The sequence below is a fragment of the Devosia lacusdianchii genome, from assembly GCF_022429625.1.
Classification (GTDB): Bacteria; Pseudomonadota; Alphaproteobacteria; order Rhizobiales; family Devosiaceae; genus Devosia; species Devosia lacusdianchii.
Genome location: NZ_CP092483.1, coordinates 3,767,954 through 3,784,424, shown reverse-complemented (window position 1 = coordinate 3,784,424; position 16,471 = coordinate 3,767,954). Strand labels below are relative to the sequence as shown.

The following is a 16,471-nucleotide window of genomic DNA, read 5'->3' as shown; positions in this document are numbered from 1 at the left end:
GCTTTCTAACTGGTCCAGGCACGTAACTAGGCGCAATGAAACTGCAATCCAAGCTCTTCGATACCATCCGCATCAGGCCGCGTCGGGAAGAAAAGCCCGCGTCGGCTGAGCATGTGTGCGATTGGGAGGGCTGCGAGCTGGCTGGGGAGTACCGTGCGCCCAAGGGGCATCGCAGCGAAGGGCAGTATCATCATTTCTGCCTCGAACACGTGCGCCACTATAACACCGCGTTCAACTTCTTTGCCGGCATGGACAAGGACGAGCTGGAGGACGCGCTGCATACGCCGCCCAAGGCAGAATCGCGCTCGAGTTTTGCCACCGGCAACCCCAATATGCGCGGTGCCAAGGCGGCCCGCGAGGCTTTGCGTCCCGGCGACCGGTTCGGCGACCCGTTCGGTGTGTTCGCCCGTTACCGCCATCGCCAATCGCAGAAGCCGGCCTCGGAACGGGTCAAGCCGCTGCATGAGCAGGATCGCCGGGCGCTCGAAACGCTCGGCATTATCGGGCATGCGAAGTCCGACGAGATCAAGCGTGCCTACAAGACCCTGGTCAAGATCCACCACCCGGACGCCAATGGCGGTGACAAGGCCAGCGAAGAGCGGTTGCGGACCATTATCGCGGCTTATTCGCACTTGAAGAAGACTGGGTTCGTGGCGAAATGACTTCCGGCCCCTCCGGGCCGTTCCCTCGGGCTTGACCCGAGGGCCGCTCAGCACTTGTGCGGCGTTGAGAATGGCCCTCGGGTCAAGCCCGAGGGAACGCTGGTGGATGAGTATGGCGCATGCATTCTGTCGTCCAGACGCCTACCGCCTCCGTCACAATGCTGCTATAGAGCCCGCGACTTTCACGCCTGTCCTGCCTCGATTTTTCCCGCCAAGAGCTTTGCCATGACTGAGTACACCAATCTGCCCGATACCGAATTCTCGGCACGGGAGCTGTTCGGCATCGATACCGACATGGTGGTCAAGGGCTACAAAGAAGCCAATAGCCACGTCCCGCCCATCGATCCGGATTACCTGTTCGACCGCAACACCACGCTGGCGATTCTGGCCGGTTTCGCGTTCAACCGACGCGTCATGGTGCAGGGCTATCACGGTACCGGTAAGTCGACGCATATCGAGCAGGTCGCGGCGCGGCTGAACTGGCCGCTGGTGCGCGTCAATCTCGACAGCCATGTCAGCCGTATCGATCTCGTCGGCAAGGACGCGATCGTGCTCAAGGACGGCAAGCAGGTCACCGAATTCCGTGACGGCATCCTGCCGTGGGCGGTGCAGAACAATGTCGCGCTGGTGTTCGACGAATACGACGCCGGCCGTCCGGACGTGATGTTCGTGATCCAGCGTGTGCTCGAAGTGGCGGGCCGTCTGACCCTGCTCGACCAGAACCGCGTGATCGTGCCCCATCCGGCCTTCCGCCTGTTCTCGACCACCAATACCATTGGTTTGGGCGACACGTCGGGCCTCTATCACGGCACCCAGCAGATCAACCAGGGTCAGATGGACCGCTGGAGCCTGGTCACCACGCTCAACTACCTGCCGCATGACAAGGAAGTCGGCATCGTTCTGGCCAAGAATAAGGCTTACGGCGAGACCGAGAAGGGCAAGAAGGTCGTCTCCAACATGGTGCGCCTGGCGGACCTGACCCGCTCGGCCTTCATCAATGGCGACCTGTCGACCGTGATGAGCCCGCGCTCGGTGATCACCTGGGCCGAGAACGCCCAGATTTTCGGCGGCGATATCGGCTTTGCCTTCCGGCTGACCTTCCTCAACAAGTGCGACGAACTCGAGCGCCCCGTAGTGGCGGAGTTCTACCAGCGCGTGTTCGGTGAAGACCTGCCGGAAAGCTCGGCAAACCTCGCCGTCACAGCGTAACAACGCCTTTCGGACTTCCGGAAGGCCCCTCATCCGGCCCTGCGGGCCACCTTCTCCCAGAGAGGCGAAGGGAACGCGGTGGCCAGCCAATGCTCTGAAGCGCCCCCTCGCCCCTCTGGGGAGAGGGCCGGGGTGAGGGGTGGTCGGGGAAGCAGATGGCCCAGAATATCTACGACGACGCCAAGTTTTTCGAAGGCTACAGCCAGTTTCCGCGCTCGCGCGACGGGCTGGCTGCGGCTGCCGAATGGCCGTCGCTCAGGAGCATGCTGCCGGATTTGACCGGCAAGCGCGTGCTCGATCTGGGCTGCGGCTTCGGCTATTTTGCGCAATGGGCCGTCGAAAACGGTGCTGCCGAAGTGGTGGGCCTCGATCTCTCCGAAAACATGCTGGCCGTGGCCCGGCAGAACTGCGCCGGCATGCCGGTTCGCTTCGAACGCGCCGACCTTGAAACGGCCGATTTCGGTAGCGGGGAATACGACCTGGTGTTCAGCTCGCTGGCCGTACACTACGTCGCAGATTTCGACAGTTTCTGCGCCAGGGTGCGGCGTGCCCTCAGGCCGGGCGGCCACTTCGTCTTCTCGATGGAGCACCCGGTCTTCGCGGCCCGGGCCAATCCGGAATTCATGACCGATGCCGAAGGCTACATGGTCGGTGCCGTCAACGATTACCTGCGCGAAGGTAAGCGGCTGACCAATTGGATTGCCGATGGCGTGGTCAAATACCACCGGCTGATCTCGACCACGATCAATGCCCTGCAAGACGTTGGTCTCCAGCTTGACCATGTCGACGAGTGGTCGGCCACGGATGCCGATATCGCTGACCATCCCGAATGGGAAAAAGAGCGCTATCAGCCGATGTTTCTTCTGTTTGCGACGAGTGTCACCTCGTCTCTGCCCAACCGGACTTAAGTCATGGCCACTCCACCGCGCAGCAAAGCCAACAAGCCCGACCAGACCCAGGTGTTCAAATCCGCCATGGGTGCGACGGTGCGCGCCATCGGCGCCAAGGCCGACCTCGAGGTGACCTTCACCTCCGATCGTCCCTTGCTGACCTCGGACAAGGCGCGCCTGGCCAATCTGCCGCGCCTGCCGACGCGCCGCGATATCGCCATTGCCCGTGGGCAGGGCGATGCCATGGCCATGCGGCTCGCCAGCCACGATCCCGACGGTCATCGCAAGCGCTCGCCGATGGACCCCATTGCCCGCGCTGCCTTCGATGCACTGGAGCAGGCGCGTGTCGAAGCTTTGGGTTGCGTACGCATGCCCGGCATGGTGGGCAATATCGGCGAGATGCTGGAAGACCGGCTGTTCCGCGCAAATTTTGCCGAGGTCGACGACAAAGGCGATGCGCCGATTGCCGAGGCGCTGGGCCTGCTGCTCCGTGAAAAGCTTGCCGGCGTGCCGATACCGCCTTCGGGCCATGCGCTGGTCGACCTCTGGCGCAAGGAAATCGAGGACAAGGGCGGCAAGTCGCTCGACGCGCTGCTGACGCGCTACGAGGACCAGGAAGAGTTTTCCAAGGCCGCCAAGGCGCTGCTGCGCGACCTCAATCTCGTGCCTGAAAGCGAGCTGGATGATCCCTCCTCGGACAGCGAGGAAAATGAGGATCAGGACCCCGAGCAGGGCGATAGCTCCGACAAGTCCCCCGAGCAGGGCGAAGGCGAGAACGACAGCCAGGACAGCCAGGACGACGAACAGGCCGGCGAAAGCGAAGAGACCGGCGACGTCGAGGGCATGGAATCGGACATGGCCGATACCGACGAGGACGCGTCGGCCGAGGCCGGCGAAGACGCGCCCATGCCGCCGCCCGCCAAGGATGGCGGCAACCAGCTTTCCAACCAGTTCCAGTACAAGGTGTTCACCACCAAATTCGACGAAATCGTCAAGGCGGCCGAGCTTTGCCCGCCTGACGAGCTCGACCAGTTGCGCAGCCTCCTGGACAAGCAGCTTGAAAACCTGGCCGGCGCCGTGGCGCGGTTGGCCAACAAGCTGCAGCGCCGCTTGATGGCCAAACAGAACCGCTCCTGGCAGTTCGACCTTGAAGAGGGTCTGCTCGATACGGCGCGCCTCACCCGTGTGGTGACCGACCCGATGCAGGCTTTGTCCTTCAAGGTCGAGAACGACACCGATTTCCGCGACACCATCGTGACGCTCTTGATCGACAATTCCGGCTCGATGCGCGGTCGCCCGATCACCATCGCGGCAATCTGCGGCGACATCCTTGCCCGCACGCTGGAGCGGTGCGGCGTGAAGGTCGAGATCCTGGGCTTCACCACCCGGGCCTGGAAGGGCGGCAAGTCGCGTGAGGCGTGGCTCGAAGCCGGTCGCCCGGCCAATCCCGGTCGCGTCAACGATGTGCGCCACATCATCTACAAGGCCGCCGACGAGCCGTGGCGCCATGCGCGGCGCAATCTCGGCCTGATGATGCGCGAAGGCCTGCTCAAGGAGAATATCGACGGCGAGGCGCTCGAATGGGCGCGGAAGCGCTTGATGGCGCGCCCGGAAGCCCGCCGCATCCTGATGGTGATTTCCGATGGTGCGCCGGTCGACGACTCGACGCAGTCGGTCAATGCCGGCAACTATCTTGAAGCGCATCTGCGGCAGGTGATCGAGGACATCGAAACCCGCTCACCGATCCAGCTGGTGGCGGTCGGTATCGGTCACGACGTGACCCGGTACTACCGTCGTGCGGTGACCCTGCTCGATGCCGAAGAGTTGGCGGGAGCGCTGACGGACGAACTGGCAGCCTTGTTCGACGAGGAAATGCCGGCCCAGTCGCGCCGGCGCGGACGCGGATGAAACCCGTCCTCGCCGCGCTTGGTGTGGCCTTGCTCGCCAGCACAGGTGTCGTGCAGGCGGTCGAGGTCAGCGTTAGCGCGGCGCCGATCACCCGCTTCAAGGAAAGCGGACTGGACGAGACGGTGGATCGCCTGATCTTTCGCGGTGGCATCGCGCTGGTCAGCCAGGACGATACGGTAGGCGGATTGTCTGGGCTCGCGATCAGCGGTCCCGAGCAGCGCGTCGTTTTCGTCTCCGATCGCGGCAATTTCGTTTCCGGGCGGCTGGCCTATGACGATGCCGGGCGCCTGTTCGGTTTTATCGGCGTCACCATCGAGCCGATGCAGAATTCCAAGGGTCAGCCCTTGCCCCGGCAATATGCCAAGGATGCCGAAAGCGTCGATACGGTCTATCGCGACGGTGCGCCAGTTGCAGTGCGCGTGGCCTTCGAGCACCTGACCCGGGTGGCCGATTTTGCCCTGACCGATGGCATCCCCGGCGGCGCGGCGCGCGAGGTGAGCATTCCCGATTGGCTCACCGACCTCAGGACCAATGAATCGCTGGAATCGGTCTGCATCGCCCCACCAGCCTCGCCGATCGCCGGCTCCACCCTGCTGCTGACCGAAGAGGCGATGGACGAGAACGGCAATCACCGTGGCGAGCTGCTGGGCCAGACCGACAAGGGGCCGATCGCCTATCGGCAAAGCCCGGTGGTCAACCCCACCGATTGCGCCTTCCTGCCCAATGGCGACCTGCTGGTGCTGGAGCGCGGTGTGTCCATGCTGACCTTCACCATGGCGCTGCGCCGCGTGCCGGCGGCCGAGGTGCGGCCGGGCAATCTCATGGTGGGAGAGACCCTGCTCGAGGCCAGTGGCGGCACCATCGATAATATGGAATCGCTGGCTGTGCACACCGCGCCCGATGGCGAGGTGCGCATCCTCATCGGCTCAGACAACAATTTCAACGACTGGCAGCGTAGCCTGCTGCTGGAGTTTGCGCTGCCTGAGTAGGGGCGCCCGCTCCCCGGAGGTAGAAGGACGGTCCGTCGCCTCCCACCCATCGGCGCTTCCCCCGGACTTGATCCGGGGGCCTCTCGTCACTTGTGCCGTGTTGAGAGTGACCCGCGGATCAAGTCCGCGGGAAGCGATTGTGGGTGGGGATAGATCGCGCTCGGACCGCAGTCCGATCTCAGGCCACCACACCCAGCGGCGGCAATGGCTTCAACTTGCCCATCAGCGCGCGATACGGCGCCAGCAGCAGCAGGGCGGCGAGGAACTTCACGAGGAAATCGCCGGTTGCCAGCGAGGTCCAGAGCGGAACCTCGGGGCCCACGCCCAACCATGGCGCCGGGAAGCCGAGCGAACCATCCGGCAGACCGAACAGGGTGTCGATACCGACCAGCGCCGGCGCAAATGCCACCGAGAAGAAGATAGCCGTATCGATCATCGAGCCGAACAGCGAACCGAGCAGCGGGGGCAGGAACCAGGCCTTGCTGGCGCGCAGGCGCGAGAACACGGCGATATCGAGCAATTGTCCGGTGAGAAATGCCGTGGCCGAGGCCAGCGCGATGCGCTGCGTTGTCGCCGGGTTACCGCCGGCATTCCAGGGCAGGGGGTTGTAGCTCAGGTAGAACGAGACGCCGAGGCCAACGAGGAAACCCACCAGCACCACCAGCCGGGCGTTACGGGCGCCGTCATAGCGATTGGTCAGGTCGGTGATGAGAAAGGCGAAGGGGAAAGTGAAAGCGCCCCAGGTCAGGAGATCGGCCAGATTGACCGAGCCCAGTTGCGCCTGCAGCGGGTAGAGCACCAGAATATTGGACGCGGCAACGACCACGACCATAGCGGCAACAGCCGCCAGGAAACGAGCTAGCATCAGAATGCACCTCTGTTGAGCGCGGCCGGCAAAAGACCGGTGCGCCGTTATTCAGTTAGAGCAGGAAGTTGCCCCACTCTCAATCGTCACCCTCGGGCTTACCCCGAGGGCTCTTCACTTTGCCGGATGTACAGAAAGTGTAATGCCCTCGGGTCAAGCCCGAGGGTGACGATTGAGAGTGGGGCAAAACAAAACCGCGTGGAGCGCATAACCCCACGCGGTCAATTCGTTGGATCGTCCGATCGCTTAGGCAGCGAGAGCGGCGCGAACTTCCTTCTTGATGCCCTGGGCTAGCGGCGACAGGTCGGCGTCGCTCTGCTTGAGCAGGAAGGCATCGAGGCCACCGCGGTGCTCGACGGTGCGGAGCGCCGCAGCCGAGATACGGAGCTTGACGGGGCGGTTGAGCGCGTCCGACAGCAGCGTCACGTTGAGCAGGTTGGGGAGGAAGCGGCGGCGGGTACGGTTGAGAGCGTGCGAAACGTTGTTGCCAACCATTACGCCCTTGCCAGTCAGTTCACAGCGACGTGCCATTTTCGATATCCTATTTGTGTAAAGGTCCTGCGTGGCGGAGAAGTCCGCGACGGGCCTCGATTGTTGTGAAATCTGGCGCGTCTTTAGAGAAAACGGGCGGGTACGTCAAGGTAAGGCGACCGTCAAACGGGCGCGAGCGCCTTGCATGGGCCATATCGGGCAGGCACTTTCGTGCCAATGAGCTGATTCGCTGCTGCCTTTCGCCGAGACCCGAGCCCTTGACCCAATCCCGCCTTGCCCTGTCTGCCGTGCTGGCTTTGTCGCTGAGCCTCCCTGCCGCCGCTGCCGAGGCTGATGCCCAGGCAAGCTACATTCTGACGCTGGGCGGCATCAATATTGCGGCGATGACCGTCGATCTCAAGGACAATGGCAGCCAGTATAGTCTTGACCTCAACGCCAATGTCGCCGGCCTCGGCGCGGTGGTGGCCAGCGGCACGGCCAAGGCCAGCTCGGAAGGCAGTTCGTCGGGCAACAGCCTCGTGTCGCAGGCGTTCAATCTCGAAACGCGTGCCAAGGGCGAGACCTTTTCGGTCGATGTGTCCTTCGCCGGCCGCGACGTGTCGGCCTTCAAGGTCGAGCCGCCGATCATGGACAATTACGACCGGGTGCCGTTGGAGCGCTCGCACCTGACCGGCGTGAGCGACTTCCTCTCCGCCTTCGTGCTCAAGGGCAGCGGGCTCGACAAGAGCCTCTGCCAACGCCGGGTCAATATCTTTACCGGGGTCGAACGCTTCAATATCGCCATGAGCTATGCCGGCGACGACGAGGCGACCTCGCCGCGCACCGGCTATCAAGGGCCGGTGGTGTTGTGCACGGTGGACTATGACCCCGTCTCGGGCCACTTCACCACCTCCGACATCACCAATTACCTGGCCGACAGCGACCGCATCGTCATCTGGTACGCGCCGCTGGGTGAAACCGGATACTTCATCCCCTATCGCGTGCTACTCGGGACCAATATGGGGGACCTCTCCATGGTCCTGACCGGGATGAGCTTCTAGTTCACATTCAGCGCAGTGTTCGCTTCATCCACGGCGTTCCCTCGAACTTGATAGGGGCCTTTCGCCGCTTGTGCCGCATTGGGAGTGGCCCTCGGGTCAAGCCCGAGGGAACGTCTGCGTTTGTTCACTGGATCGGGCGCGCGCCAGGATGCCCCGGTTTCTCTGTCTCACGTTGGGACGGTCAACGGGTTTTTTGACAATTTTGGATGTCGAAGCGCCGGGCGGGTTGGGCTTTGGCGTTAACGCAGGTTTCGAGCGGCAGATTTCTCGCGGAATGTTCCGTTCAGATTCGGCGCAATTCCGGCGATTTTAACGGCTTGGTAATCGAATTGAACGGCTTTGGGCCCGATCTGCGCCTGTATCGAAGCATGGCTGCGCCGCTTGTGCATGCGCGGGATCGGCGGCACCAGATGTCGTGGTGAACAAAGGCGCATTGGCGTCATTCGCACGATTCGACCCGTGTTCGTTCCGGTTTTGGATCAGGTGTGAAGCGGGCGCCTTGGCGGCGTCCAAATCTGTGCCAGATCGGGACGCGCTCGCTGGCGGTTGGTCAGTAACGCGCAAGGCATCGTTCACTCCGGAGGGGTGCTCGTCGTCGCCGTGGCACTCCCCCGAGGCGTCGCGGAGCGCCTGTGCCGCGATGGGACGGTCAACAGGGCACTTCCTCAATTTGGCCATCGCCGAGGCCGGAAAAGCGGGTCACAGGTCGTCAAGCTGACAAAAATCTTTGCGAAACAAGGATTTACGATTGGGTGACGAATGGCCGATTCTAGACGAAATTCACTCTTTGGCAGGGAAGTTGAAGAGATTTTGCGCTTTAGGCGCCGCTGGCGCTGGCCCACGACTGACATTAGTGGTTGGGACGGCGCCAGCCTACCACCCCTAGCCGGGAACGAATCCGGACTCAGTGAGTCTCATCGATTCGGTTCCGTTTCGTTCCTGACCTGTTCCAAGCATTAACCATGGTGACAAAACCGTCGCATAGGCTGTCCTTTCTTGGGACAAGATCGCTGTGCCCTCGCAACCGGCGTTTCGACATCCTACATTGCCCACGATGACTTTTCCGCCCGCCCAATCGGTCAAGGCGATTCTTGGCCCGACCAATACCGGCAAGACTTATTTTGCCATCGAGCGCATGCTGGCCCATCCCACAGGGATGATCGGCCTACCGCTCCGGCTTTTGGCGCGCGAGGTCTATCAGCGATGCGTCGAGCGCGTGGGCGAAGGCGCGGTCGCTCTCGTGACCGGGGAAGAGCGCATCGTTCCGGCCAAGCCGCGCTTCTGGGTGTGCACGGTCGAGGCCATGCCGATGGATATCCGCGTCGATTGCGTGGCGATCGACGAAATCCAGACGGCGATCGATTTCGACCGCGGCCATGTGTTCACGGACCGCATCCTGCACGCCCGCGGCACGCAGGAAACCCTGCTGCTCGGCGCAGCGACCATGGCGCCGGTGATCAAGCGATTGCTGCCGCATGCCGATATCGTAGACCGGCCAAGGTTCAGCCAACTGACCTATGCAGGCTCGAAGAAGATTTCGCGCCAGCCGGCTCGATCAGCCATCGTCGCCTTCTCGGCTCGCCAAGTTTATGCCATTGCCGAGCTGATCCGGCGCGAGCGCGGTGGGGCGGCCGTGGTGATGGGGGCACTGAGCCCGCGTACCCGCAATGCCCAGGTCGAGCTCTACCAGAATGGCGATGTCGATTTTCTCGTTGCCACCGACGCTATCGGCATGGGGCTTAACCTCGATATCCATCACGTGGCCTTCGCCGACGACACCAAATTTGATGGTCATACCAGCCGCCCGCTGACGCCGGCCGAGATCGGCCAGATCGCCGGCCGGGCCGGCCGGCATGCCCGAAATGGCACCTTTGGCGTCACCGGCGGCACCGAGGGATTCGACGAGGAAATGGTCGTTGCGCTCGAAACGCACGACTTCGACCCGGTCAAAGTGCTGCAATGGCGCAACAATCAGCTGGATTTCTCATCCATTGCAGCGTTGCAGAACAGCCTCGACATGGCCCCCGAGCATCGCAGTCTCACAAGGGTGCCGGTGGCCAAGGATCAGCATGCCCTGGAGTTCGTTTCCCGCAACGAGGCAGGTCAACTCGCGCGCGGACTCGATGGGGCGCGGCTCCTGTGGGAATGTTGCCAAATCCCTGATTATCAAGGGATTTCCCCGGCCAATCATGGGGAAATTGTCACGCGCATTTACTCGGACTTAGTCAAGCGCGGCAAGGTCAACGCGGATTGGATTGCCGAGCAGGTGCGCTTTTGCGACAATATGAGCGGCGATATCGACACCTTGAGCAATCGGATCAAGCAAATCCGGACATGGACCTTCGTCGCCAACCGCAAAAACTGGCTTGCAGACCCTTCACATTGGCGCGAAAAGACCCGGGATATTGAAGATCGGCTGAGCGATGCGCTGCACGAGCGCCTAACCCAGCGATTCGTCGACCGGCGCACCAGCGTGCTGCTTCGTCACCTGAAAGACAAACGTATGGCATCTCCCGAGATCAATGAACGTGGCGAAGTGCGGCTGGAAGGCCATCTGATCGGCACGCTCGAAGGCTTCCGCTTCACCTTGGCGCGCACTGACGGCGACGCCGATACCAAGGGCCTGCGCGCGGCTGCCGATCAGGTTGTGGCGCCCGAAATCCACAATCGCGCCGATCGTCTGGCGGGGGCGCCGAACGAAGAATTCGTGCTGGCGACCGATGGCCGGCTGCGCTGGAAGGGCGATATCGTCGCCGAGCTGATCGAGGGCGATGCGCTTTACCGGCCACGTATCCTGATGCTGGCCGACGAAACCCTCACCGGGACCGATCTCGAGCGGGTGCAGGACCGTTTGGCGCTGTGGCTGCGCCACCATATCAATACCATTCTCGAGCCGGTGATGGCGCTTGAGGCGCCGGCCGATCTCGAAGGCGCGGCGCGCGGCATCGCGTTCCAGCTGTTCGAGCATCTGGGGTTGATCCCGCGTTCGCAGGTGGCCGACGAGGTCAAGAATCTCGATCAGGACGTGCGCGGCAAGATGCGCAAGCTGGGCATCAAGTTTGGTGCCTACCACATCTACCTGCCGCTTTCGCTCAAGCCCGCACCGCGTGAGCTGGCGCTGATTCTGTTTGCGCTCAAGAATGGCGGCATCCGCCAGCCCGGCGTGACCGACATTCCGCACATCGTGCTGTCGGGCCGCACCTCGTTCGTGGTCGATCCGGAAGTCGATACACGCCTTTATGAGATCGCCGGCTTCAAGGTGGCTGGCAAGCGTGCCGTGCGCGTCGATATTCTCGAACGCCTGGCCGACATCATCCGCCCGTTGATCGCGCTCGATCCGACGCGTCACCAGGGCGAACTGCCCGCTGGCGCTGCCGAAGGCAACGGCTTCCGCGTCACGGTCGAAATGACCTCGCTGCTGGGCTGCTCGGGCGAAGATTTCGCCTCGATCCTCAATTCGCTGGGCTATCGCGTCAAACGTACACCCAAGGTTGCCACCCCCGCAGTTGCGGCTGAGGCGACTGCCGAGGCTCCGGCGCTTGAAGAAGTGCTGGCCGAGAATCCGGCGACGGTTGATGCCGCTGCCGAGGCACCGGTCGAAGCGGTAACGGCAGATGCGGCGCCGGCCGTCGATACCGACGTACCGCCGACCGCAGTAGTCGAGGCTGCACCGGAAACGGCCGAAACCGCGCCGGCGGCCCCCGCCGAGCCGGAATTCGACGAGGTCTGGTCGCCATCAGGCAAGCGACCCGATAACAAGCGGCACGAACATCGTCGCCGGCCCGAGGGCGAAACCCAGCAGGTTCGCCAGCGGCCGGAACGCAACCATCGTCCGCCGGCCCCCCGCCGGCCGGAAGGCGAAGTGCAGGACCTCAGCAAGGCGCGGCATTTGCAGCCCAAGCCGAAATTCGAGGGTAAGGGTCGCAACGATAATCGTCGTCCGGCCGATCAACAGGGCGAGCGGGCTAAGTTCGAGCGCCCGCGCGAAGAGAAGCGCGAAAAGGCGTTCGATCCGGATAGCCCCTTCGCCAAACTTGCGGCGCTGCGCGACCGCAAGGCCGAGTAGGCCTTGCCGGGGACTGTCGGCATGCCGCTCCGTAAGGAGCGGCTCGACAAGTTCCTGTTCTTCTCGCGCGCGCTCAAGTCGCGCACGCTGGCGCAGAAGGTCATCGAAACCGGCGCCATCCGCGTCAATTCGGAAAAGACCGACCGCTCAGACCACAAGGTGGGTGCCGGCGACGTGCTGACCATGGCGCTGCATGGCCGGATCGTGGTGTGGCGCATCATCGACCCCGGCACGCGGCGTGGTCCGGCCAGCGAGGCACAAGGGCTCTACGAAGACCTGTCGCCGCCGGCTCTGCCCAGGGAAGAGCGCTCCCCCTATGACGCGGCGATCGCGCCACGTGGTGATGGGGCAGGACGGCCGACCAAGAAGCAGCGGCGCGATACGGACAGGCTAAGGGATGGGGACGAGTAGGGGCGACGCCTCCACAAAATTGATCGTCACCCTCGGGCTTGACCCGAGGGCGGTTCACTTCCCGACATGCCAATAAGTGCAGAGCCCTCGGGTCAGGCCCGAGGGTGACGCGCGGTGCTTGGCCGCGCAGGAGAATATATGACTGACATCCCGACCCTCACCACCGAGCGCCTCATCCTCCGCCCGCCAGTCTTTGCCGACTTCCCTGCCTATGAAGCCCTCATGGCATCACCTCGGGCCACGTACATGGGCGGTCCTTACGATACGTTCCGCGCCTGGGGCCTGTTCTGCCACGACATTGCGTGCTGGCAGCTGTTCGGACATGGCGCCCTGATGATCGAGCTGCAGTCGACCGGCGAATGCATCGGGCAGGTCGGCATCAATCATGGCCCGCTGTTTCCGGAGAAGGAACTGGGCTGGCTGCTTTACGAGGGCAATGAGGGGCATGGCTATGCCGTCGAGACGGCAAGGGCGCTGCGCGACTGGGCCTTTGACGTCCGCGGATTGACCACGCTGGTCAGCTATTTCGACCCTGCCAATAGCCGCTCGCTCGGTGTGGCGACACGGCTGGGCGCCGTGCACGATCCCCTGGCCCCCAGGCAGGATCCCGAGGACCTGGTGTTTCGCCACCCACGCCCCTGACACTAGTTTTCGCTGTCATCGAAGACCGCTTCGATCGGCACGCCGAACAGGCGGGCAATGCGAAATGCCAGGGGCAGGGATGGGTCGTAACGTCCCGTCTCTATGGCGTTGATCGATTGCCGCGATACATCCAGCTTCTCGGCGATCACGGCCTGGGACCAGCCGCGCTCGCCGCGCAATTGTCGGATCGCGTTCTTCAAGACGCAGCGCCGGAGCGAAGGTTGAGCGCCATGACTGCGACGCTATAGGCGATCCAGTAGAGTGGATTCAGCCAGTAGATGGAGAGAGCCGCCGCCCCGGCGTAGAATTCGAGGTAACCCCAACCGGTGGCGATGACCATGACCAGGGCAAGTGCGGCGAACGCTGCTTTGACCTGGATGGAGCGCAGGAACTCGTCGATCTCGCTCACATATCGCCAATGGGCCCAGAACATGCCGACCATGGCGGCGACCGGCAGGATGGCTGCCGCGTAGAGTGCCCATGTCGGCAGCATGGCAGACTCGTCGGCCATCTTGATAGCGGAACTCGCCCCGACAAAGACCAGGCTTGCTGGGATGATGGTTGCCAGATAGCGGCGGTTCGCGGTCTCGTTGGTCATTTCGACCTCCAGGAATGTCAAGCGTCCTTTACATAGAGATGACACTGCTTTTTGTCAAGTTTCCTTGACACAGATTGGCGGCTAGATGGCGGTACCGGCCTGGCGCGCGGCTGGGGCAAACATTTCGCGTGTGGCTCAAACCTGCGCCAAACCGTCCCCCGAACCGCCCTTGCAGCGCCGGTGAAAACGGTTTAGCACCGGTCCCGTTGAGACTTGCCGGGCCGCGTCCCCTCCCGCGCCCGTGCCTTCGTTCGGGATCGCCTCCTAGATGACCTACATCGTCACCGACAATTGCATCGTCTGCAAATATACCGACTGCGTGGAAGTGTGTCCGGTGGACTGTTTCTACGAAGGCGAGAACATGCTGGTGATCCATCCGGACGAGTGCATCGACTGTGGCGTGTGCGAACCCGAATGCCCGGCCGAAGCCATCAAGCCCGATACCGAGAGCGGGCTTGATGAATGGCTGGCGCTCAATACCAAATATGCCTCGATCTGGCCGAACCTGACCGAGCGACGCGATCCGCTACCCGAAGCCAAGGAACGGGACGGGGAAACCGGCAAGCTCGAGAAGTATTTCTCCGAAGCGCCGGGCGAGGGCGACTGAGGTTCAGCGCTTCCGGATTGGAGCGCCGATCTTACCCATTCTCCGCCGCTTCCCGCGGACTTGATCCGCGGGCCACTCTCAACACCGCACGAGCGGGCGAGAGACCCACGGATCAAGTCCGTGGGAAGCGACCGTGGCTGCGGGAAAGTTGCGCGCGGTTGATGTTGTCCGCCGACACGCACGAAACTGGCGCCCAGCCACATCCTCGCCCCATTGCGCGGGTCTGGCGGCGCTCTATTTACGACTTGATTCGTAGTTTTTGATTTTGCTGAATTTTTGTGCTATGGTCTCACCATATGCAGTTGAGCCCTTCACCCAGCCCGTGCCTTAAGGCACGATTTTTTTGACAACATCGTTGGATGCATGTGCTCCGGGGAAAGCGGACCCGGACGCCCATGGGGTTTTTGCTGCGCGCGGCGTCCCGTTCGGACGCAAGTAGAGAGTAGGAATGGACGATCCTTCCCGCGGGAATTGTCCATTTGGGGCGTCAACAAGGAGTTCCATGAATATGGTAGCCAAGAAGGTACAGACACGGCTTGGGTTCAAGACCGGCGAGTATGTCGTCTATCCGGCGCATGGCGTCGGTGTGATCGTCTCGATCGAGGAACAAGAAGTCGCCGGCCTGACCCTTGAGTTGTTCGTCATCAGCTTCGAACAGGACAAGCTGACCCTGCGCGTGCCCGTCGCTAAGATCAAATCAGTCGGCATGCGCAAGCTGGCCGAGGAAGACATGGTCACCCAGGCGCTGACCACCGTCACCGGTCGTGCCCGCGTCAAGCGCACCATGTGGTCGCGCCGCGCCCAGGAATACGAAGCCAAGATCAATTCCGGCGATCTGATCGCCATCTCCGAAGTCGTGCGCGATCTCTATCGCTCGGAAGAGCAGCCAGAGCAGTCCTATTCGGAACGCCAGCTGTTCGAGCAGGCGATGGATCGCATGAGCCGCGAAATCGGCGCCGTCAACAAGTTGACGCTGACCGAAGCCGTGCAACTGATCGAAAAGAACCTGGCCAAGTCGCCCAAGCGCACCAAGGCCGATGCCGCCGAAAGCGACGAAGAAGCCGCATAAGCGTAGAGCTTCAGCAGAATTACAAAGGGCCGGTGGCAACACCGGCCTTTTTTCGTACGCTCAAGCTGCACAGCCTGCTAGCCAATTGGCACCAAATCGCAGTGAATGTCCGATGTGTTAACGCGAAACGCCGCGGTAGGGCGAATGTCTCTCGATGCAGCCGAAGTTTTCGTCAGAGTGGCCGAGGCTGGAAGCTTCACGGCCGCGGGCAAACGCTTGGGCATGCCCAAATCGACGGTCAGCCTGCGGATTGCGCAGCTTGAGGCCCGGTTGGGCGTGACGCTGATCAAGCGAACGACCCGGCGGTTGCAGCTGACTGACGAGGGCCAGCGCTATTTCGAAACGGCAAAGCGCAGCCTTGCCGACCTTGCGGCGACGGAGGCCATGCTGCGTGACGGGCAGGCCGAACCCTCCGGCCTGCTGCGCATTGCCGGTGCCACCAATATGGGCGAAGGCAGCATTGGCGACATCATCGCCGACTTTGTCATGGCCTTTCCCAATATCTCGGTCGAGCTGGTGCTGGGGCAGCGGCGCGTGGATCTGTTCGCCGAGAATATCGACCTGGCGCTGCGGATCGGGCCGCTCGAGGATAGCGCCAGCCTCATGGCGCGCCATATCGGCGATGTCTCGCGCGTGCTGATGGCAGCTCCGGCCTATCTCGAACGGCATCGGTTTTCGCATCCGCGCGATATTCCTGCTGCGGATGTGATCGGGTTTTCTGGCGAGCCGGAGGTGGCGCTGCATCATGCAACGGGCATGGTGCATATGCTTGATAGCCGCGGGCGCCTGCGCGCCAACCGCATGACGGCGATCCGGCATCAGGCCCTCAAGGGGCTCGGTGTGGCCCTGCTGCCTACCGCCTTCACCACGGATAGCGTGGGGCGGGCGCTGGTGCCGTTCCTCACCGAGTGGCGCACCACTAGCTCACCCGTGCATGTGGTCTATCCGCGACAAGGACATCTACCGTCCCGAGCGCGTGTTTTCATCGATTTCCTGGTCGCCGCGCTCAAGGGCTAATTGTCC

At 62.6% G+C, this 16,471-nt stretch carries 17 protein-coding genes; 12 read left to right on the top strand and 5 right to left on the bottom strand.

Features of this window, described 5'->3' with window-relative positions; all coding sequences use genetic code 11:
• The first annotated feature begins 35 nt into the window (after positions 1-35).
• From MF606_RS18615 to MF606_RS18595, 5 genes are all read left to right on the top strand, one after another.
• Entirely contained in the window at positions 36-662 is a 627-nt protein-coding gene (locus MF606_RS18615) for a J domain-containing protein (protein WP_240230819.1), read from the top strand.
• 225 nt (positions 663-887) lie between these two features.
• Positions 888-1,871: a cobaltochelatase subunit CobS gene (gene cobS, locus MF606_RS18610; RefSeq protein WP_240230818.1), complete on the top strand. Its 984-nt coding sequence runs from the start codon at positions 888-890 to the stop codon at positions 1,869-1,871.
• Between the two features lie 155 nt (positions 1,872-2,026).
• Positions 2,027-2,779 (top strand): class I SAM-dependent methyltransferase, encoded by a 753-nt coding sequence (locus MF606_RS18605; protein ID WP_240230817.1) that lies wholly within the window; start codon positions 2,027-2,029, stop codon positions 2,777-2,779.
• A 3-nt stretch (positions 2,780-2,782) separates the two neighbouring features.
• Complete coding sequence (gene cobT / locus MF606_RS18600) at positions 2,783-4,669, top strand: cobaltochelatase subunit CobT (protein WP_240230816.1); 1,887 nt, start codon at positions 2,783-2,785, stop codon at positions 4,667-4,669.
• Complete coding sequence (locus tag MF606_RS18595; RefSeq protein WP_240230815.1) at positions 4,666-5,658, top strand: esterase-like activity of phytase family protein; 993 nt, start codon at positions 4,666-4,668, stop codon at positions 5,656-5,658. Before cobT ends, MF606_RS18595 begins: the two co-directional genes overlap by 4 nt.
• Positions 5,659-5,836: 178 nt before the next feature.
• Here the strand turns inward: MF606_RS18595 and MF606_RS18590 are convergent, their stop codons facing one another.
• Together MF606_RS18590 and rpmB are read right to left on the bottom strand one after the other, a co-directional pair.
• A complete protein-coding gene (locus MF606_RS18590) occupies positions 5,837-6,523 on the bottom strand; it encodes a queuosine precursor transporter (RefSeq protein ID WP_240230814.1) in 687 nt (228 codons plus the stop codon).
• Between the two features lie 246 nt (positions 6,524-6,769).
• Positions 6,770-7,054 carry a 50S ribosomal protein L28 gene (rpmB, locus tag MF606_RS18585; protein WP_240230813.1) on the bottom strand — a complete coding sequence of 95 codons (285 nt, stop codon included), beginning with the start codon at positions 7,052-7,054 and terminating at the stop codon, positions 6,770-6,772.
• Positions 7,055-7,272: 218 nt separating this feature from the next.
• Here rpmB and MF606_RS18580 point away from each other — a divergent pair, with 218 nt between their 5' ends.
• The gene (locus tag MF606_RS18580; RefSeq protein ID WP_240230812.1) at positions 7,273-8,055 is read left to right on the top strand and encodes a DUF3108 domain-containing protein; all 783 of its coding nucleotides are present in this window, start codon (positions 7,273-7,275) and stop codon (positions 8,053-8,055) included.
• 239 nt (positions 8,056-8,294) lie between these two features.
• Here the strand turns inward: MF606_RS18580 and MF606_RS18575 are convergent, their stop codons facing one another.
• Complete coding sequence (locus tag MF606_RS18575; RefSeq protein ID WP_240230811.1) at positions 8,295-8,498, bottom strand: hypothetical protein; 204 nt, start codon at positions 8,496-8,498, stop codon at positions 8,295-8,297.
• Positions 8,499-9,109: 611 nt separating this feature from the next.
• Between MF606_RS18575 and MF606_RS18570 the strand changes: the two genes are divergently transcribed.
• The 3 genes from MF606_RS18570 to MF606_RS18560 all read left to right on the top strand — a co-directional run bounded on the left by MF606_RS18570 (position 9,110) and on the right by MF606_RS18560 (position 13,174).
• Entirely contained in the window at positions 9,110-12,121 is a 3,012-nt protein-coding gene (locus MF606_RS18570) for a helicase-related protein (RefSeq protein WP_240230810.1), read from the top strand.
• 21 nt (positions 12,122-12,142) lie between these two features.
• Positions 12,143-12,532 (top strand): RNA-binding S4 domain-containing protein, encoded by a 390-nt coding sequence (locus MF606_RS18565; RefSeq protein WP_240230809.1) that lies wholly within the window; start codon positions 12,143-12,145, stop codon positions 12,530-12,532.
• A gap of 138 nt (positions 12,533-12,670) precedes the next feature.
• A complete protein-coding gene (locus tag MF606_RS18560) occupies positions 12,671-13,174 on the top strand; it encodes a GNAT family N-acetyltransferase (protein WP_240230808.1) in 504 nt (167 codons plus the stop codon).
• A gap of 2 nt (positions 13,175-13,176) precedes the next feature.
• Here MF606_RS18560 and MF606_RS18555 read toward each other — a convergent pair whose 3' ends face one another.
• Positions 13,177-13,374, bottom strand: a complete 198-nt coding sequence (locus MF606_RS18555; protein ID WP_240230807.1) for a helix-turn-helix transcriptional regulator — start codon at positions 13,372-13,374, stop codon at positions 13,177-13,179.
• On the bottom strand, positions 13,371-13,772 hold the full coding sequence (locus tag MF606_RS18550; RefSeq protein WP_240230806.1) for a hypothetical protein: 402 nt from the start codon (positions 13,770-13,772) through the stop codon (positions 13,371-13,373). Before MF606_RS18550 ends, MF606_RS18555 begins: the two co-directional genes overlap by 4 nt.
• Before the next feature lie 268 nt (positions 13,773-14,040).
• Between MF606_RS18550 and fdxA the strand changes: the two genes are divergently transcribed.
• From fdxA to MF606_RS18535, 3 genes are all read left to right on the top strand, one after another.
• The gene (gene fdxA / locus MF606_RS18545) at positions 14,041-14,379 is read left to right on the top strand and encodes a ferredoxin FdxA (RefSeq protein ID WP_240230805.1); all 339 of its coding nucleotides are present in this window, start codon (positions 14,041-14,043) and stop codon (positions 14,377-14,379) included.
• A 502-nt stretch (positions 14,380-14,881) separates the two neighbouring features.
• Complete coding sequence (locus MF606_RS18540) at positions 14,882-15,448, top strand: CarD family transcriptional regulator (protein ID WP_420842223.1); 567 nt, start codon at positions 14,882-14,884, stop codon at positions 15,446-15,448.
• 144 nt (positions 15,449-15,592) lie between these two features.
• Entirely contained in the window at positions 15,593-16,465 is an 873-nt protein-coding gene (locus MF606_RS18535) for a LysR family transcriptional regulator (RefSeq protein ID WP_240230803.1), read from the top strand.
• The last annotated feature ends 6 nt before the right edge of the window (positions 16,466-16,471 follow it).